Annotated in this window: 14 protein-coding genes and 1 riboswitch; of the genes, 2 read left to right on the forward strand and 12 right to left on the reverse strand. The window is 66.7% G+C overall.

Annotated elements, in window-relative coordinates; genetic code table 11:
• The 6 genes from proB to LFT45_RS13010 all read right to left on the reverse strand — a co-directional run bounded on the left by proB (position 1) and on the right by LFT45_RS13010 (position 9,110).
• A complete protein-coding gene (gene proB, locus LFT45_RS12985; RefSeq protein WP_236809336.1) occupies positions 1 to 1,098 on the reverse strand; it encodes a glutamate 5-kinase in 1,098 nt (365 codons plus the stop codon).
• A 64-nt stretch (positions 1,099 to 1,162) separates the two neighbouring features.
• The gene (gene obgE, locus LFT45_RS12990) at positions 1,163 to 2,752 is read right to left on the reverse strand and encodes a GTPase ObgE (protein ID WP_236803645.1); all 1,590 of its coding nucleotides are present in this window, start codon (positions 2,750 to 2,752) and stop codon (positions 1,163 to 1,165) included.
• A gap of 117 nt (positions 2,753 to 2,869) precedes the next feature.
• Positions 2,870 to 3,133, reverse strand: coding sequence for a 50S ribosomal protein L27 (gene rpmA / locus LFT45_RS12995; protein ID WP_003803426.1), 264 nt, complete (start codon positions 3,131 to 3,133; stop codon positions 2,870 to 2,872).
• Positions 3,134 to 3,190: 57 nt separating this feature from the next.
• Entirely contained in the window at positions 3,191 to 3,499 is a 309-nt protein-coding gene (rplU, locus tag LFT45_RS13000; RefSeq protein WP_079596325.1) for a 50S ribosomal protein L21, read from the reverse strand.
• A 328-nt stretch (positions 3,500 to 3,827) separates the two neighbouring features.
• Entirely contained in the window at positions 3,828 to 5,351 is a 1,524-nt protein-coding gene (locus LFT45_RS13005; RefSeq protein WP_236809337.1) for a bifunctional hydroxymethylpyrimidine kinase/phosphomethylpyrimidine kinase, read from the reverse strand.
• A gap of 54 nt (positions 5,352 to 5,405) precedes the next feature.
• A riboswitch (TPP riboswitch) is annotated at positions 5,406 to 5,502 on the reverse strand.
• A 188-nt stretch (positions 5,503 to 5,690) separates the two neighbouring features.
• On the reverse strand, positions 5,691 to 9,110 hold the full coding sequence (locus tag LFT45_RS13010) for an Rne/Rng family ribonuclease (protein ID WP_236803647.1): 3,420 nt from the start codon (positions 9,108 to 9,110) through the stop codon (positions 5,691 to 5,693).
• A 458-nt stretch (positions 9,111 to 9,568) separates the two neighbouring features.
• Here LFT45_RS13010 and LFT45_RS13015 point away from each other — a divergent pair, with 458 nt between their 5' ends.
• Positions 9,569 to 10,252 carry a vitamin K epoxide reductase family protein gene (locus LFT45_RS13015; protein ID WP_236803649.1) on the forward strand — a complete coding sequence of 228 codons (684 nt, stop codon included), beginning with the start codon at positions 9,569 to 9,571 and terminating at the stop codon, positions 10,250 to 10,252.
• Between the two features lie 104 nt (positions 10,253 to 10,356).
• Here LFT45_RS13015 and ndk read toward each other — a convergent pair whose 3' ends face one another.
• The 4 genes from ndk to ileS all read right to left on the reverse strand — a co-directional run bounded on the left by ndk (position 10,357) and on the right by ileS (position 16,002).
• Entirely contained in the window at positions 10,357 to 10,776 is a 420-nt protein-coding gene (gene ndk / locus LFT45_RS13020) for a nucleoside-diphosphate kinase (RefSeq protein WP_003803412.1), read from the reverse strand.
• A gap of 79 nt (positions 10,777 to 10,855) precedes the next feature.
• Positions 10,856 to 11,314 (reverse strand): DUF4233 domain-containing protein, encoded by a 459-nt coding sequence (locus LFT45_RS13025; protein ID WP_236803650.1) that lies wholly within the window; start codon positions 11,312 to 11,314, stop codon positions 10,856 to 10,858.
• The gene (locus LFT45_RS13030; RefSeq protein ID WP_236803652.1) at positions 11,314 to 12,675 is read right to left on the reverse strand and encodes a bifunctional folylpolyglutamate synthase/dihydrofolate synthase; all 1,362 of its coding nucleotides are present in this window, start codon (positions 12,673 to 12,675) and stop codon (positions 11,314 to 11,316) included. The genes LFT45_RS13025 and LFT45_RS13030 overlap by 1 nt, the downstream gene beginning before the upstream one ends.
• A gap of 3 nt (positions 12,676 to 12,678) precedes the next feature.
• Positions 12,679 to 16,002 carry an isoleucine--tRNA ligase gene (gene ileS, locus LFT45_RS13035; protein ID WP_236803654.1) on the reverse strand — a complete coding sequence of 1,108 codons (3,324 nt, stop codon included), beginning with the start codon at positions 16,000 to 16,002 and terminating at the stop codon, positions 12,679 to 12,681.
• Positions 16,003 to 16,329: 327 nt separating this feature from the next.
• On the opposite strand from ileS, the gene LFT45_RS13040 reads away from it, so the two are divergent.
• Positions 16,330 to 17,442, forward strand: coding sequence for an endonuclease/exonuclease/phosphatase family protein (locus LFT45_RS13040; RefSeq protein ID WP_236803656.1), 1,113 nt, complete (start codon positions 16,330 to 16,332; stop codon positions 17,440 to 17,442).
• Between the two features lie 10 nt (positions 17,443 to 17,452).
• Here LFT45_RS13040 and LFT45_RS13045 read toward each other — a convergent pair whose 3' ends face one another.
• Positions 17,453 to 18,244 carry an SDR family oxidoreductase gene (locus LFT45_RS13045; protein WP_236803658.1) on the reverse strand — a complete coding sequence of 264 codons (792 nt, stop codon included), beginning with the start codon at positions 18,242 to 18,244 and terminating at the stop codon, positions 17,453 to 17,455.
• A 60-nt stretch (positions 18,245 to 18,304) separates the two neighbouring features.
• Positions 18,305 to 18,679 (reverse strand): DUF488 domain-containing protein, encoded by a 375-nt coding sequence (locus LFT45_RS13050; RefSeq protein WP_236803660.1) that lies wholly within the window; start codon positions 18,677 to 18,679, stop codon positions 18,305 to 18,307.
• Between the last annotated feature and the right edge of the window lie 19 nt (positions 18,680 to 18,698).

An 18,698-nucleotide genomic window follows, 5' to 3' on the forward strand; every position in this document is an offset into this window, starting at 1 on the left:
CTAGACCAGAACCAGGTCGTCAACGTGAACAACTTCACGGTCGAAGCCGCGGCCCAAAGCCTCGCCCAGCTCCACAGTGGACCGTCCGAGCATCTGCGGCAGTTCCGCCGCGGAGTAGTTCACCAGGCCGCGGGCGATCACCGTGCCGTCCAGCGAAACCATTTCGACGGCGTCTCCGCTTTCAAAATTGCCCTCAACAGCCTTGATGCCGGCGGGCAGCAGCGAGGTGCGGTTGTCCCGCACGGCCCGGACGGCGCCGTCGTCAATGATCAGCCGTCCCTGCACATGGGCGAGGTGCGCGAGCCACATCATCCGGACGGACTTGCGTCCGCCATTGACGGTAAACCAGGTTCCGACGTCCTCGCCGGCCAGCGCGGACGCGGCGTTGGCGGTGGACGTGACGAGGGCAGGGATGCCCGAATCGGCCGCCATCAGGGCGGCCTCCACCTTGGTCTGCATGCCGCCGGTTCCCACGCCGGCCTTGCCGGTCTTGCCGATGGAGACGCCGTCGAGGTCCTCAGGACCGTCCACCTGGGGAATCCGTTTTGCGCCCTGGGCGGGCGGGCCGTCATACAGGGAGTCGACGTCGGACAGCAGCACCAGTGCATCCGCGCGCACCAGGTGCGCAACCAGGGCTGACAGCCGGTCGTTGTCGCCGAAACGGATCTTGTGGGTGGCCACGGTGTCGTTCTCGTTGACGACGGGCACGACGCCGAGGTTCAGGAGCCGGTTGAGGGCACGGAAGGCATTCTGGTGGTGGCTGCGCCGCATGAGGTCATCGGCGGTGAGGAGCACCTGGCTCACGGTGACGCCGTGGGCGGCGAACGCGTGGGTATACCGGGCCATGAGCAGTCCCTGGCCCACGCTGGCCGCCGCCTGCTGGGTGGCGAGGTCGCGCGGACGCTTCGCCAGGCCGAGCGGCGCAAGGCCGGCCGAGATGGCGCCGGAAGACACGAGGATAATCTCGGTGCCCGCATTACATTTGGCGGCCAGCGCGTCCGAAAGCTCGGTCAGCGCCTCCTCCGATATTCCGCCCTTGATGCTGGTAAGGGACGACGATCCTACTTTGACCACAATGCGGCGCGCCCTGGCGAGCATGCTGCGGTCGTCGGTCTTGGGTTCCTCGATGACAATTGCGGAAGTATCAGTCACGTGTGCGGGTTCACTCCTCATGTTCGGTGTTCAGTCCACTCTCCTTGAGGGGCCGGGCCGCCCGGCGCGCGCTGACGGACTCGGTCCAGATGCCGGCCTTGCGCTCGGCTTCCAGCTCGGCCCGTGCCGCTGCCTTCGCGTCGCGGCGCTCGATCTGCTCCTCACGCTTCTGGCTGCGGGTGGGACGGTCGCCGATGTCTGCGAAGCGGACGTCCGTGCCGCGCGGCGAAGCCAGCAGCTCGGCGCCAGCCATCATGGTCGGCTCCCAGTCGAACACCACGCCGTCGTCCTCACCGATCACTACGGTGTCGCCGGGCTTGGCGCCCTGCTTGAACAGCTCGGTTTCGACGCCGAGCTTGGCCAGGCGGTCGGCAAGGTAGCCAATGGCTTCCTCGTTGGTGAAGTCCGTCTGCTTGACCCAGCGCACGGGCTTTTCACCCAGCACGCGGAACAGCGGCTCCAGGTTTTTCTCCTCGCGGCGGATCCGGAAGCCGGTCTCGTTGACGGCGCGGGGCCGCAGTACCGGTGCGTGCACCTTCGGCGGCGTGGCTGCCACGCTGTCGCGGGCGGCCTGGACGATCTCTGCCATGGCGAAGCCAAGCTGGCGCAGGCCCTCATGGCTCGTGGCCGAAACCTCGAACACACGGTAGCCGCGGGATTCAAGCTCGGGCCGGACAAACTCGGCCATGTCCTTGCCGTCCGGCAGGTCCACCTTGTTCAGTGCCACCAGCCGGGGGCGGTGGTTGAGCGGGACAACTTCGCCGTTCGAGCCGGCGTAGCTCATGTCCACCGCGTACTTTTCGAGCTCGGTTTCGATAATTGCGAGGTCGGAGAGTGGATCTCGGTCAGATTCCAGCGTACCGCAGTCCAAAACGTGCACCAAGGCGGCACAGCGTTCGACGTGCCGGAGGAAGTTGTGGCCCAGGCCCTTGCCTTCGCTGGCACCCTCAATGAGGCCCGGCACGTCGGCGATGGTGAAGCGGACGTCGCCGGCCTGGACCACGCCAAGGTTGGGGATGAGGGTGGTGAAGGGGTAGTCGGCGATCTTCGGGCGGGCGGCCGACATGGCCGCGATCAGGCTGGACTTGCCGGCGGAGGGGAACCCGACCAGGGCGATGTCGGCGATCGACTTCAGCTCCAGGACGATGTCGGCGGCGTCACCCTCGATGCCGAGCAGGGCGAATCCGGGCGCCCGCCGCTTCTGCGAGGACAGCGCGGCGTTACCCAGACCGCCGATCCCGCCGGACGCTGCGACAAATTCGGTGCCCTCCCCCACGAGGTCAGCAAGCACCTTGCCGTCCTTGGTCTTGACGACGGTCCCCTCGGGGACGGGCAGGACCAGGGTTTCGCCGTTCTTGCCGCCGCGCCAGTCGCCCATGCCGGGGCCGCCGTTGGTGGCATGCCGGTGGGGTGCGTGGTGGTAGTCCAGCAGCGTGGTGGTCTGCGAGTCGACGCGCAGGATGACGTCGCCGCCGTTGCCGCCGTTGCCGCCGTCAGGTCCGCCCAGCGGCTTGAACTTCTCACGGTGAACGGAGACACAGCCGTGGCCGCCGGTACCGCCGGATACGTGCAGTACTACCCGGTCTACAAAGCTCGCCACGTTGAATCTCCTCTGTTGCTGATCAGGCCGTCATGGACGTCCAAATCGATTGTAATGCGGTTAAAAGAACAGTGGAGCGAGCCATCATGGCCCGCTCCACCGGTTCAGAACTTGTTGTTACTCTGCAGCTGCAGCAGCAACGATGTTGACGACCCGACGGCCGCGGCGCGTGCCGAATTCAACGGCACCTGCCTGCAGCGCGAAGAGGGTGTCGTCGCCGCCACGGCCAACGCCCGCACCGGGGTGGAAGTGGGTGCCGCGCTGGCGGACGATGATCTCGCCAGCGGAAACTACCTGGCCGCCGAAGCGCTTGACGCCGAGGTACTGGGCGTTGGAGTCACGACCGTTGCGAGTGGAGCTCGCGCCTTTTTTGTGTGCCATTTGGAATGCCTGCCTTTAATTCTTGAGACTGCGGGAAACCTGTCCAGTAACCGGTGGTTACTGGATACCGGTGATCTTGACCTTGGTCAGTTCCTGGCGGTGACCCTGGCGCTTCTTGTAACCGGTCTTGTTCTTGAACTTCTGGATGACGATCTTCGGACCACGGAGGTCCTGGAGGATCTCAGCCGTAACAGTTACCTTGGCCAGGTCCGCAGCTGCGGAGGTGACCTTGTCACCGTCCACCAAAAGCAGCGCGGGCAGCTCAATGGTGCTGCCAGCTCCACCGGCGACGCGGTTCAGGGTAACGAAGTCTCCAACGGAAACCTTCTCTTGGCGGCCGCCTGCGCGGACAATCGCGTACACCACTTGGGAACTCACTTCTCTCGACGTCTATTACTAAATTTGCGTGCGGAAGCCGGGTCCGGAAATTGGCCTGGTTCTCGCTGTGCCTCAACGCCGTGGATTCCCCGGGGGAACCCGTGAGCTATCCCAGGAACCTGTCCGAGTGGACGATCCCGGGTCATAACCCAAGTGTTGGCGTAAGCACCGAAGATCTAGAATACGCTAATTCCGTCGTCGGCCGCAAATGAGGCTGGCAGCGGCGGGTTGTCCGTGATAAGCGCCACAGGGGCAGCTTTCCCGCACATCCGATGCCGTGCGCGACTATCCTACCGGGTAGCGGGCCCGGTTCCGCTCAGCTGTGGCGGCTCGGCGCGTCGAAAAATTCCACCTCGTACCGGCAGGACTGCCGGAAAGCAGTGATCATCGCCGCGCGCTCCCCCGCTGACGCGGCCCGGCCGGCGTCGTCGGCGATTTCGATGGCCCGCAGGGTGGCGGCAGCGAAGTCCTCGTCGGCGTACGTCCGCAGCCACTCCGCGTACGGGTGCCCGGCCTGCGCTCCGGCGGCCACATATTCGGCGTGCAGGGTCTCCCCCACCTCGGCGTACAGCCAGAAGCACGGCAGCACAGCGGCAACCAGCACTGCGTAACTGCCGCCCGCCGAAGCCGCGAGCAGATGATCGACGTAAGCCTTCGTGACCGGGCCCAACACCGGCTGCACGGTTCGCGTGCTGAGCCAGTTGCGGTGCAGTTCCGATTCAACTTCCAGGCACTGCTGGGCGGAGCGCGCCCAGAACAGCTGCTCGGACTCGGTTGGCGCCAGCGCGCTGGCCCTGGCCAGGACCCGGGAGTAGCCGTTGAGGTAGATGGCATCCTGTGCCAGGTAGTACGCGAATTCCTTCTCCGCCAGGGTGCCGTCGGCAAGCCCACGGATGAAGCCCAGGCCATAAATCTCTTCGAGGTCGGCAGCGGTCTCGGCGCGCAGCAGCTCCGCGAAGGCGCCCCTGAACCCGGGCTGGGCTGTCGTTTCAGTCTGGCGGACGTGGTGGAAATGGTTGACCGGTCCGTTGCCGGCGCCGACTTCCAGCAATCCGGAGGTCCTCAGGGCCCCGGCCAGCCAGGGTTTGACCGCCCGCAGTGACGCTTCCCAGTCATCCAACCGCGCCTGAGCCGTGGCCATGGCCGAGGAGAGCGAGCATCCGGTACCGTGGCTATTCCGCGTGCTGATCCGTTCACCCGCAACCTCCACCACCTCCCCCGAGAGCAGCCCGGCAGTGTTCACGAGGGCGTCCGGGCAGGTTGAGCCGTTCAGGTGCCCGCCTTTGACGAGGACCGTTGCACCGGTCTGGTCCGCGAGCCGCCTGCCCTGGTCAAGCGCGGCGGCCCAGTCCGCGGCCTCCGGTTCCCCCAGCAGCATGGCCAGTTCGGGAAGGTTCGGTGTAATCAGGTGCGCCAGAGGCAGCAGTTTGCGGAGTGCGGCCTCTGCAGACTCCTGGAGGAGGCGGTCGCCGCTGGTAGCCACCATCACCGGATCGAGAACCACGACGCCGGGCCTTACCTTTTCGAGCCAGCCGCGGACGGCTGCGATGACACGGTCATCGCCAAGCATGCCGATCTTCACGGCGTCCACGTGGATGTCGTCGCTGACAGCGTCCAGTTGCGCTGACAGGAAGGAGGCTGGCGGAACGTGCACGCCGAGCACGCCCGTGGTGTTCTGCGCAGTAAGGGCTGTTATTGCGGCCATTCCGTAGCCGCCGTGGGCCGCGATGCTTTTCAGATCGGCCTGGATGCCTGCACCGCCAGAAGGGTCCGAGCCTGCGATGGCCAGGACGCGGGGAACGTCGCGGGCCCTCTGAATGCCCGGCACATCGGTTTCCAGGAGTGACTTGTCGGCGGCCGAGGGTGCCGGCAGGAGTGACGCGGATGACAGTGTTGATGACAAAGAAGACATCCCTTCGCCGGTGCTAACCGGACAGGTTCAACGGGTTTGGATCTCAGCCGGCCCTTGCGCGGCACCCCGTGTCAGTTCTCCAGCCTAGCGGTTGGTTAAGTGCGCGGCGCCAAGTTTGACGATTGCGACAGGCTTCCGCGTGCGCTGTTGTCCCCTGCCCTTGCCTGCTGCCATTTGTCTACTGCCCTTTGCCGGCGGACGAATGTCCGGAACCAGAAAGGTCCGGCACCGCAACCGCGGTGCCGGACCTTTCAGTGGCGCTTGTTCCTACAGTTCTGAGGCGGGTACGCCGACCCCCAGAATGATCGGCTCGCTGGCCGGCCGTGGAGCCGCCTTGGCCGTCTGCGCATTGCCTGCCTCAGGCGCCTTGGCCTCGTGCGAGTGCCCGGCGGCTGCAGCCGGAGCGACCTCGTGGTGTTCCACGGATGTCTCGTTGGCTGCACCCTGGGGGCGGCTGGCACTGCGGTTGCGGCGCGGACGGCGGCTGCGGGACGGTGCCGCGGGGCTTTCCACCGGCTGCCGTGCAGCAGGCTGAGCCGCGGGCTGGCTTGCGGCCTGCTGGCCCTCCGGCTGCTGGCTTTCCGGGCGCTGGCTTTCCGGGCGCACCGGCGCGGGAGCCTCGTCCTTGGCCTCCTCCTCTTCGGCGGGGGCAATCGGAGCGCCGAGGTGCGCGAAGGCTTCCTCCAGGCGGTCCAGCGTCAGTGCCGGCGCTTCCTGGACCGGTTCATCGCTGTGATCGACAAACGGAAGCACCACTTTCTCGCCGCCAAAGGTGAGCACCGCGCCGGGCCGTCCGGAGACGCTTTCCGTTTCCGGAGCGCGGTGCACCACGGGGCTTTCCGGTGCGGCGGCGGCGGGGCGGGGGGCCTCACCGGACGCTGCGGCACCGTGCGCAGCTTCTTCCTCATGCAGGTGTGCGGCATGGGCTGCGGCGGCGATGTTGGCGAGGGCAGCGCGGGTCGCTTCAGCCTTGGCGTGGCGCTCCGCGTCTGACGGTTCGGGGTGGTGCGGCACGGCGGGGGCGGCCGGAGCTGCCTCGGAGGACGGCTGTCCGCCCTTGCCGCGGCGGCGCTTCCGCTCTGTCCGGGCAGGGGGCTGGACCTCGGCACGGTGCACGTGGTGCTCCGCGGCCACGGTGTTGGCGCGGCGGTGCTCCACCGGCTCGTCATGGGTGACGACTCCCCGGCCCGCACATGCCTCGCACTGCTCGCCGAAGACTTCCAGGAGGCCGGTGCCCATGCGCTTGCGCGTCATCTGCACGAGTCCCAGGGAGGTCACTTCGGCCACCTGGTGCTTGGTCCGGTCACGGCCCAGGCATTCCACCAGACGGCGCAGGACCAGGTCGCGGTTGGACTCGAGCACCATGTCGATGAAGTCGATGACGATGATGCCGCCGATGTCGCGGAGCCGCAGCTGGCGGACAACTTCCTCGGCAGCCTCAAGGTTGTTCTTGGTGACGGTCTCTTCAAGGTTGCCGCCGCTGCCGGTGAACTTCCCGGTGTTGACGTCAACCACCGTCATGGCCTCTGTCCGGTCAATGACCAGTGAGCCGCCGGACGGCAGGAAAACCTTGCGGTCAAGAGCCTTGTGGATCTGCTCGTCGATGCGCCAGGCGGAGAAAATGTCCTCGTCCTTGGTCCATTTTTCGAGCCGGCCCACCAGGTCCGGGGCAACGTAGGTGACGTAGGCCTCGATGGTGTCCCACGCTTCGTCGCCGGAGACGATCAGCTTGGAGAAGTCCTCGTTGAAGACGTCGCGCACAACCTTGATGGTCAGGTCCGGTTCGCCGTAGAGGAGTTCGGGGGCGAGGACCTTGGTGGACTTCGCCTGGCTCTCGATGCCCTCCCACTGGGCACGGAGGCGGTTGATGTCGTGGGTCAGTTCCTCCTCGGAGGCCCCCTCGGCGGCCGTGCGCACAATGACGCCGGCGTCCTCGGGGAGGCGGTCCTTGAGGATTCGCTTCAGCCGGTTGCGTTCGACGTCGGGCAGCTTGCGGGAAATGCCGGTCATGGACCCGCCGGGAACGTACACGAGGTAACGGCCGGGCAGGGAGATCTGGCTGGTCAGCCGCGCACCCTTGTGGCCCACCGGATCCTTGGTGACCTGGACCAGGACGGAATCGCCGGACTTGAGCGCGTTCTCGATGCGGCGCTGCTTGCCTTCGAGGTTGACGGCTTCCCAGTTCACCTCACCGGCGTACAGCACGGCGTTGCGGCCGCGCCCGATGTCCACGAAGGCAGCTTCCATGGACGGCAGGACGTTCTGGACCTTGCCCAGGTAGACGTTGCCGATCAGGGAGTCCTGCTGCGTCTTGGAGACGAAATGTTCGGCCAGGACGCCGTCTTCCAGGACACCGATCTGAATTCTGTCGTCGCGCTGGCGCACGATCATCTGGCGGTCCACGGATTCGCGGCGGGCGAGGAACTCAGCCTCGGTGATCACGGTGCGGCGGCGGCCGGTGTCCCGCGATTCGCGGCGGCGCTGCTTCTTGGCTTCCAGGCGGGTGGAGCCCTTGACGCTGGTGACCCGGTTGCTCGCCGGTGCCTCGCTGATGGTCCGCGGGGCGCGGACGCGGGTGACCGTGTTGGGGGGATCGTCTTCTCCGCCGCCGGTCAGTTCCAGGTCCTGGTCGCCGCGGCGGCGGCGACGGCGACGGCGGGACGTCACGCCATCTTCGAGTGGCTCGCCTTCGTCTTCGCCGGCCTCGTCAGAAACTTCGGTGCCTTCATCGCCGTCGGTGATCTCACGGTCGGTCCGGCTGCGGCCTCGGCGGCCGCGGCTGCGCCGCCGGCGCCGCCCGCCGTCGTCCTCCAGCTCGTCCTCGCCGTCCTCGGCTGCGGCTTCCTCTTTCGCGGCGGAGGCGGCAGGGCGGACCACCGTGTTCAGGTCAGGGGCCTGGAAGATAATCGACGTCACTGACGACGGTTCCAGGAAAAGCGAGCCCAGGGGCGACTGCCCTGCGGCCTCGTCTTCGGCCTCTTCCTCGACAGCGGACTCCTGTGCAGCCACGGGTGCAGCAGGGGCTGCAGTGGCCGGCGCTGCCTGGGTATCAGGGGCGCCGGCGGCCGGGGCGGGCTCATCAGCCTGTCCGGCTGAAGGCGCCTCAGTGGCTGTTCCCGGAGCGGCCGGAGCGGGCGACTCGGCAGATTCGGCTGACTCCGCGGGGCTTTCGGCCAGCTCCGCGGCCTTGGGCTTTGTTGCCCGGCGGCGGCGTACAGGCTTGGACTCGGCGGCCGGCTCTGCAGCCGCCCGCTCGGTGGCGACCTGCTCAGTGGCGGCCGGAAGGGCCGCAGCCTCGACGGCCGGCTCCTTGGCGGCTACCTGCGCGCCACCTTCCTGCACATCAACTTCGGCCCCGGCAGCTTCCGCAAACGCGGGCAGCGGTTCTTCGGCGACCTTCTTCCGGGCGCGGGTCCGGCGGACCGGGGTTTTGGCAGGGGCTGCTGCGGCATCTCCGACAACCGACTGCAGCACTGCCGCTTCTGGTGCTGCCGTTTCTGGTGCTGCGCCTTCAGACGTCAGCGTTTCCGGAGCGGGCAGCTCCGACGCCGCAGTCTCCGTGTCCGCTGCTGCGGCCTTGGGCGTGGCCTTGCGGCGGGTCCGGGTGGCTTTCTTGGGGGCCTCAGCGGCGGCTTCGCCGGTGGCAGCCGGTTCTTCGTTGACGGCTATAACCTGGTCATTATCCATATGTGGCAACACTCCTGCCCCTGACCTGCCGCCACATTCGGCACCCATTGGGGCACATATTGTCAAAACCCGCAGGCATTGACAGAAGTCAATTGGATACCAGCAGGCTCGCACCGGCAGTGGGGTGCGGCAGGCCTGACAGGCCGGCGGGATTGTTACTGGAACCCGTTGTTTCTGACAACCACAACCAGGTGCCGTCCAATGGAAGGTGGGAGGCTGGATCTTCTTTCCAAAGCCTGCACCACTGCTCATTGGCGGTCTTGGGAACAAGCCACCGGACTGGAGTTCGAATGTGGTTCGCGCTCCAGCCACGTTTATTCTCTCATATTGCCGTTCAAATACGCCGTAATTGTGTGACAAAGCCGGTCAAGGGCGCGATTGGCTACGAGCACAGCCCGCGTCAAGGTGGCGGCGATAGAATCTGGGCAGGAGCACCCGAGACAAAAGGACGCAATCCCATGCCACGCACTTCGCCTTCCACAGGCACGGACTACGAACAGGACCAGCGGGACGGTGCCCGGGCTGCTGCGGCTTCGGCCGGTGCCGCCGTGCCGGCCATGACGCGCGACCGCCCCTTCGGCTGGCTGCTGGTCATCACCGGCGTTGTGGGCTGGCTGGCATCCGGCATTCTGGTGCTGGAAAAGCTTGAGGTCCTCAAGGATCCCAACCATGCCACCGTGTGCGACGTGAACCCCTGGATTTCCTGCGGGCAGGTCATGCAGACGTGGCAGAGCTCGGTCTTCGGTTTCCCGAACATGTTCATCGGGATAGTCGCCTTCGCAATCACGACCACAGTCGGAATGGCACTGCTTGCCGGCGCCCGGTTCGCCAGCTGGTACTGGCTCGGGCTGCAGGCCGGCATCACCCTCGGCTTCATCTTCGTGGTGTGGCTGTGGTCGCAAGCGCTGTACTCCATCCACATCCTGTGCCCGTTCTGCATGGTGGTCTGGGCGGCGATGATCCCGCTCTTCGTCTGGGTGACCGTGCGGAACGTGGTCCACGGCGTGATTCCGGCGCCGGCAGGCCTGGCCCGCATCCTGGGCGACTCCGGCTGGATCATCACGGCGCTGCTCTACGTAGCCGTGATTGCGACCATCTTCTTTGCGTTCATCCAGGTGTTCGCCGGCACGTCGGGCTTCTAGCAGCACAGTCTTCCGAACGAAAAAGCGCGAACTGGCAGCTAACGCCCTCAAAACCAGCTTTTCGGGGCATTAGCTGCCAGTTCGCGCTTAACCTGCGGTGAAGCTTAGGCCTGGAACCAGATCTTGATTTCGCGCTCAGCCGAGTCCACCGAGTCGGAACCGTGGACCAGGTTCTGCTGGACCTTCAGGCCCCAGTCGCGGCCGAAGTCGCCGCGGATGGTGCCGGGGGCCGCCGTCGTCGGGTCCGTGGTGCCGGCCAGAGACCGGAAGCCCTCGATCACGCGGTGGCCTTCAAAGATCGCTGCAACCACCGGGCCGCTGAGCATGAACTCCACGAGCGGCTCGTAGAACGGCTTGCCCACGTGCTCCTCGTAGTGCTGCTCGAGCAGTTCGCGGCTGGCGTTGGTCTTCTTGAGTTCGGCCAGGGTGTAGCCCTTGGCTTCGATCCTTTTGAGGATTTCACCGGTCAGGTTGCGGGTGACGCCGTCCGGCTTGATCAGGACAAGGGTGCGCTCAATGCTCACAGTTGCTCCAATGGGGTTGGTTGTGGGTTTCGACGGTAAGTCTACGGGGTCCGGCCGGATCCTTTAGGTGCCGGATCCTTTAGGTGCCAGCGCCTTCAGTGCCGGCGGCCTCAGGGTGCGCGGCATCCCACTCAGCCTGCGCCTGGTCCCGCTGGGCGGACTCGCGGTCGATTCGGATGCCCGCCCGGATGCCGTACCACCAGGCGAGGGCAAACAGCGCGCCGACGAGGAACATCAGGGGTTCCGCGAAACCGCTCAGGATGAGCACCAGCTGCAGGATCCAGCCCAGCGCCACGCCCCACGGTTTGGACAGCACCGCGCAGGCCAGGATCAGCACCACGCTCAGTCCGATGCCCACCGAGAGGATCAGCGCCGGGGAGATCTCGGCGCGGCGCAGGCCGAACACCGCCAGCGTTGCGAAAAAGACCACGAAGGCCTCCAGCAGCAGCACCGTCGAGGCGAACATGACCTTGGTGGACCGCCGCTTCTTGGGCATGCCCGGGCGCCATTCACGCTGGGCCTTGGTCAGCCGGGCCATCAGCCGGCCGCCTTTCCAAGCAGGATGCGGGCGTCCGCCACCAGCGTGATGGAGCCGGTCACCAGCACGCCGCCGGCGAGGTCGTCGTTGGCTTCGGCGCGTTCAACGGCCCACTCCAGTGCGTCGTCCAGCTTTTCGGCGATGTGCACGTTTTCCTCGCCAAAGCCGAGGTCGACGGCGAGCTCCGCCAGTTCCGCTGCAGGCACTGCCCGCGGGGAGTTGGACTGGGTGAAGCAGAATTCCTCCGCGAGGTCACCCAGGGATTCCTTGAGCTGGCGCAGGATCTCCTCGGCGTCCTTTTCCTTGAGCACGCCCACCACGACCACCAGCTTGCTGAAGCTGAAGGCCTCCTGGATCGCCTCGGCGGACGCCCGGATGCCATCCGGGTTGTGGGCAGCGTCCACGATGATGGTGGGGGCTGTCCGCACGACTTCCAGCCGGCCCGGGGACGACACGGTGCCGAAGGCTTCCTGCAGGACCTCCAGGGACAGCTCCTTCTCGCCGCCGCCAAGGAACGCCTCCAGCGCTGCCACTGCCACGGCGGCGTTCTCGGCCTGGTGGGCGCCGTGCAGCGGGACCATGAGGTCCGGATAGCGGCCGGCGAGGCCCTGGACGGTCACCACCTGTCCGCCGACGGCGACCTGCCGGGATTCGACGCCGAATTCCACTCCTTCGAAGCGGAACGGCACCTGCACCTCCTTGGCCTTCTCCAGCAGGACCTGTGCGGCATCCAGCGGCTGGGCCGCGCTGATAAGGAAGCCGCCGGGCTTGATGATGCCGGCTTTCTCGTAGGCGATGTCCTCGGTGGTGTCACCCAGCAGGTCGGTGTGGTCGAGGGAGATGGGTGTCACCACGGACACCTGGCCGTCGCCCACGTTGGTGGCGTCGGTGATGCCGCCGAGGCCCACCTCCATGATGGCCACGTTGACCGGCTGGTCGGCGAACACGGCGAAGGCCAGAATGGTGAGGCATTCGAAGTACGTCAGCCGGGGCTGGCCCTCGGCGGTGAGTTCGTCGTCGACGATCTGCAGGTACGGCCGGATCTCGTCCCAGATGCGCACGAACGTCTCGTCGGAGACGGGCTCACCGTCCAGGCTGATCCGCTCCGTGACCTTGGACAGGTGCGGGCTGGTGTAGCGCCCGGTGCTGAGGCCGTGGGCGCGCAGGCCGGCCTCGATCATCCGGGCCGTGGACGTTTTTCCGTTGGTCCCGGTGATGTGGATGATCGGGTAGGCCTTGTTCGGCTCCCCCAGCACATCCATGGCGCGGAACAGCGGGGCCAGCCGGGGCTCCATCTTGTTTTCCGGTGCGCGGCCCAGCAGCTCGGCGTAGACGCTCTCCACGGAGAATTCGTCGGTCATGGCTTAGTTGGCCTTTACTTTTTCGACAGTGATCTGCAGCTCGGTGTCAGGACCCGAGGAACCGAGATCGAGTTCAACAGTCAGCGTTTCGGTGGTCAGGAGCTGTTCGTATGCCCGGACGGCGTCAAAGACATCCTTCGGAGCCTGAATGATGGTGCGGATCCGGTCGCTGACATTCAGCCCGGCGTCCTTGCGGGCCTGCTGGATGGCACGGACCATGTCCCGGGCCAGACCTTCAGCCTCGAGCTCGGGGGTGACTTCCGTGTTGAGGACGACGAAGCCGCCGCCGGGCAGCACTGCGACCGAGGCCGAACCGCCGTCGGACTCTGCCACCACCGTTTCCAGCGTGTATTCCTGCGGTTCCAGCTCAAGGCCGCCGGCGGTGACCACGCCGGCGTCGGAGACAGACCAGTCGCCGGACTTGGAACCCTTGATGGCCAGCTGCACGTTCTTGCCGAGGCGCGGACCTGCGGCACGGGCGTTGACCACGAGCTTCTGCTCGATGCCGAACTCCTCCGGGGAGGCGCTGGCGGCGTCCAGCAGGCGGACCGAGCGCAGGTTCAGTTCGTCCGCGACGACGGCGGCAAAGCCTTCCAGCGCATCTGCACCGGGTGCCACGACTGTGAGTTCCTGCAGCGGCAGGCGCACGCGCAGGTTGGCGGCCTTCCGCAGCGAGGAGCCGGTGGAGCAGATCTGCTGCACGCGGTCCATCGCCTCCACCAGCGCGGCGTTGGCCGGGAACAGCTCCGGGTCCGGCCAGTCGGCGAGGTGCACGGAGCGCCCGCCGGTCAGGCCGCGCCAGATCTCCTCGGAGACCAGCGGCAGCAGCGGGGCGGCCACGCGGCACACGGCCTCCAGAGCTGTGTACAGGGCGTCGAACGCGTCGGCGTTCTCGTCGAAAAAGCGCTGCCGGCTGCGGCGGACGTACCAGTTGGTGAGCATGTCCAGGTAGCTGCGGAGTTCGTCGCAGGCGCCGGAGATGTCGTACGTGTCCAGCTGGGCAGTCATGTTCCGGACGAGGTCACCGGTGTTGGCCAGCAGGTACTGGTCCAGCGTGTCGGTGTAGCCGTCGTACCGCAGCTGCGCGTCATAGCCAGAACCACCAGCAGCGGCGTTCGTGTACAGCGTGAAGAAGCTGTACACGTTCCACAGCGGCAGGATGACCTGGCGGACGCCGTCGCGGATGCCCTGTTCGGTGACCACGAGGTTGCCGCCGCGCAGGATGGGACTGGACATGAGGAACCAGCGCATGGCGTCGGAGCCGTCGCGGTCCAGCACCTCGGAGACGTCCGGGTAGTTGCGCAGGCTCTTGGACATCTTCTGCCCGTCGGAACCCAACACGATGCCGTGGCTGATGACGTTCCGGAAGGCCGGGCGGTCAAACAGCGCGGTGGACAGGATGTGCAGCATGTAGAACCAACCGCGGGTCTGTCCGATGTATTCCACGATGAAGTCGGCCGGGTTGTGGGTGTCGAACCAGGCCTCGTTTTGGAACGGGTAGTGCACCTGGCCGTAGGGCATGGAGCCGGAGTCGAACCAGACGTCCAGCACGTCCTCCACGCGGCGCATGACCGACTGGCCCTCTTCAGGGGTGCGGGGATCGTCCGGGTTGGGCCGGGTCAGTTCGTCGATGAACGGCCGGTGCAGGTCCACCTCGCCGTCCTTGTTCAGCGGCAGCCGGCCGAAGTCGGCCTCGATGTCCGCGAGCGACCCATACACGTCGGTGCGCGGGTATTCCGGGTCGCTGGACTGCCACACCGGAATGGGGCTGCCCCAGTAGCGGTTGCGGCTGATGGACCAGTCGCGGGCGTTGGCGAGCCACTTGCCGAACTGGCCGTCCTTGACGTTGCCGGGGATCCAGTTGATTTCCTGGTTCAGCTCGGACATCCGGTCGCGGAACTTGGTGACCTCCACGTACCAGGAGGAGACGGCGCGGTAGATCAGGGGGTTGCGGCAGCGCCAGCAGTGCGGGTAGCTGTGCTCGTAGCTGGCCTGGCGGACCAGGCGGCCCTGGGCGCGGAGCACCTGGGTGATGGGTTTGTTGGCGTCGAAGACCTGCAGGCCGACGATGTCGTGCAGGTCGCCGTGGGCGAACAGGTGCAGGAACTTGGCGCCCTCGTCCACGGAGAGCACCACAGGGATGCCGGCTTCCTCGCAGACCTTCTGGTCGTCCTCACCGTAGGCCGGGGCCTGGTGGACGATGCCGGTGCCGTCGGTGGTGGTGACGTAGTCGGCCACGAGGAACACCCAGGCGTTCTGGGTGCCGTACTTTTCCGTGTCGGCGAAGTCATGCCAGAGAGGCTCGTAGCTGAGCCCTTCCAGCTCGGCGCCGGTGTGGGTGGACGTGACGGCGGCGGCCGCGGCAGCGGCGTCGTCGTACCCCAGGTCCTTGGCATAGGTCCCCAGCAGGTCTTCAGCGAGCAGGAAGCTGCCGGTGACCGGCGCCTCGGCCGCGGCGGCCTTGATGCCGTTCGGCCCGGCGGGCAGCACTGCGTAGCTGATGGAGGGTCCGACGGCGAGCGCCAGGTTGGTGGGCAGCGTCCAGGGCGTGGTGGTCCAGGCGAGCGCCTGCACACCGGCCAGCTGCTTGGACAGTTCCGACTCCCCCGCCTTGACGGGGAAGGTCACCGTGACGGTCTGGTCCTGGCGGTTCTTGTAGACGTCGTCGTCCATGCGCAGCTCATGGTTGGACAGCGGCGTCTCGTCCTTCCAGCAGTACGGCAGCACGCGGTAGCCGTTGTAGGTCAGCCCCTTCTCGTGCAGCTGCTTGAACGCCCAGAGCACGGACTCCATGTACTCGACGTTGAGCGTCTTGTAGTCGTTGTCGAAGTCCACCCAGCGGGCCTGGCGGGTGACGTAGGCCTGCCACTCGTTGGCGTACTTCATCACCGAGGCGCGGCAGGCGTCGTTGAACTTGTCGATGCCCATGGCCTCGATCTGGGTCTTGTCCGTCATGCCCAGCTGCTTCATGGCTTCCAGCTCGGCGGGCAGGCCGTGGGTGTCCCAGCCGAAGCGGCGCTCCACGCGCTTGCCGCGCTGGGTCTGGTAGCGGCCCACCAGGTCCTTGGCGTAGCCGGTCAGCAGGTGGCCGTAGTGCGGCAGGCCGTTGGCGAAGGGCGGGCCGTCGTAGAAGACGAATTCATTGCTGCCGGGGGTGCCGCCTGGAAGGTCGGCGCTGCGCTGGTCGATGCTGGCCTGGAAGGTGCCGTCCTCGTCCCAGTACTTGAGGATCCGCTCCTCGATCTCCGGGAACTTCACGGAGGCGGACACTCCTGCAGAGGAGCCCGGACCGGACGGGGCTGCTGAGGCCTTGGGGTAATACGTCATCTCGAACATCCTGGGTTGAGCTGGTGAACAAATTCAGGATGCGAGGACGGCGCACGCACAGTCCTGCGACTGCACCGGCACCGCGGTACCACCTCACTTACCGCTGCCAACTCCAAGGAGTTCGACGACGGCCGCTCATTGCTGCTGTGACGGGCTTACCCGTCCGGTTCTACTGGCCTGGTCCCCGCGATCGGTTGTGCGCACCGCGGGCCGGGTTTTCTTCCGGAAGCTCACCGGTGATGGCCGGGTCAAAGCTGCTGGCTCCAGTCTAACTGCTGAGGCCGGGGCGGCCACAACCATCCGGCGGCCGGAGCCTAGACTCGATCCATGACTGCTTCGGCCCGCCGCGGGCAAACCGTCTGGCTGGTGCTGGCACTGTGCGTCCTCCTGCCGGTCGCTTCGCTTTCGGTGTTCCGGGCCATCCCTGCCGAGTGGCCCACGCCGCTGGTCCAGCTGCTGTCCTTCACCCCGTGGCTGGTGATTCCTGCCGCCCTTGCGCTGGCCCTGGCGCTGCCGGGCCGGCGGCATCTGGTCACGGCCGCTGCCGTGCTGCTCCTGGGAGCCCAGCTTTTCTGGCTCTGGGCGCCGGATGCCGGGCGCGCGGATGAAGAGGTAGCAGACGCAGGACAGGCGGGTGCAGGCCGGGCAGACTCCGGAGCCTCCGGTACCGGCGGCACCGTTCCGCTGACGGTGATGAGCATCAATTCCCGCTTCGGCAGGGCCGACGCCGCCGAAATCGTCCGGCTGGTCCGGGACAACGGGGTGGAACTTCTCGCCATTCAGGAGTACACCCAGGCGCTGGAGGACCGGCTGGCGGCGGAAGGCCTGGGAAGCCTCCTGCCCAACAGGATCAGCAGTCCCACCGAGAACGGCTCGGGCAGCGCAACGTACTCACGGCACGCCATCCGAGCCACCGGGCTGATTCCCGACACCCCGTTCCAGATGCCGACTTTCCGGATGACGGTGCCCGTTGCTGGCGGCGCCGTTGCGGGTGCTGGCAAGACGGATGCTGCGCCCGCCACGCTTGAGGTCACGAACGTGCACACGCTCCCGCCTGTGGATGTCCGTGTGGGCCAGTGGCGCAGCGACCTGGAGTCACTGGGCCGTCTGGTGGCACGCAACGGAGCCGTGGGCCGGGGCAACCAACTGACGGGCAACCAGCTGCTGCTTGGTGACTTCAACGCCACTTACGACCACGCGGAGTTCCGGAGGCTGCTCGACGGCGGCCCGGGCGGCCGGAAGCTGGTGGACGTCGGCATGGCGTCGGGGGCGCGGTTCATGCCCACGTGGCCGATGGACGGCCAGCCGCTGCCCGGCATCACCATCGACCACCTGGTCACCAGCCCGCGCATTCCGGCCTCGGGCTACGCGGTGCACCGCGTCCCCGGGACGGACCACGCTGCCGTACTGGCCACGCTGTACGTCCCGGTGAACGGATAGCGAAGCCTGCTCAGGCCTGCTTGCGGATCAGCTTGAAGGTGGAAGCCTGCGCCACCGGGCGGATGACGATCTGGTCGAGGTTAACGTGGTGTGGTGCGCTTACGGCGTAGCGCACCACGTCGGCCACGTCCTCGGCGGTCAGCGGCTTCTCCACGCCCTGGTAGACCTTCCCGGCCGCCTGTGCGTCACCAAGCCGGTTGAGGGCAAACTCCTCGGTCTGGACCAGGCCGGGGGCGACCTCGATGACCCGGACGTTGTGATCGGCCTCTTCCAGCCGCAGCGCCCCGGTCAGGCCATGCTGGGCGAATTTGGCGGCGTTGTAGCCGCCCCCGCCCTCGTAGGCATCCAGCCCGGCCGTGGATGTCAGGTTCAGGACGGTGCCCTCGCCGTTCTCACGCAGCATTGGCAGGAAAGCGCGGGTGATCTTCATGGTGCCGAGGACGTTCACGCGGTACATCCACTCCCAGTCCTCGGTCACGGCCTGCCCTACACGGTCCGCTCCGCGGGCGCCGCCGGCGATGTTGACCAGCGTGTCGATCCCGCCAGCGGAGGTCACCTCTGCCAGCAGGCGGGCCACGTCCCCGTCCTCGGAAATGTCGCCAGCGAGGGCGACGGCGCCGGTCTCGGCTTCGAGCGCGGCCAGCCGTTCCTGGCGGCGGGCGACGGCGTACACGGTCCAGCCGTCTGCACGGAGCGCGCGGACGGTGGCCTCGCCAATGCCGGAGCTGGCGCCGGTAACGAGGGCTGCCTTCCTGGGGGACTTGTTGGTGGACACGTCAGTGCTTGCGGAAACCTCAGTCATGGCACCACCCTAGCGCCAACCACAGGATGGGCCAGCCCAATGTTTACTTCCGCGAACCGCTTACTTTCCTGAACCCCGGGCTGCCAGGAACTCCAACAGAACCCTGGCATGGTTCACCTCCGGATCCCGGGCCGCGTACAGCAGCGTTACCTTCCGGTGCCTCGCCGCCAGGTCCCGGAGCTGGTCCACCGCGGGATTGGCCGCCAGCTCGTCCTCATACTGGGCACGGAAGTCCTCGAACCGCTCCTGCATGTGGGCGAATTCCTGCCGCAGCGGCGGCGACGGCGCCACTTCCTTGAGCCACAGCTCCAGCTGGGCCCTTTCCTTACTGACCCCGCGTGGCCAGAGCCTGTCCACCAGAACCCGGCAGCCGTCGTCGTCCGCGGGTTCCTCATAGATGCGTTTGATCGCAAAGGAAGCGTCTGCTGTGCCCATAGGCGGCATGCTACTCCCG

The organism is Arthrobacter sp. FW305-BF8 (assembly GCF_021789315.1).
GTDB lineage: Bacteria > Actinomycetota > Actinomycetes > Actinomycetales > Micrococcaceae > Arthrobacter.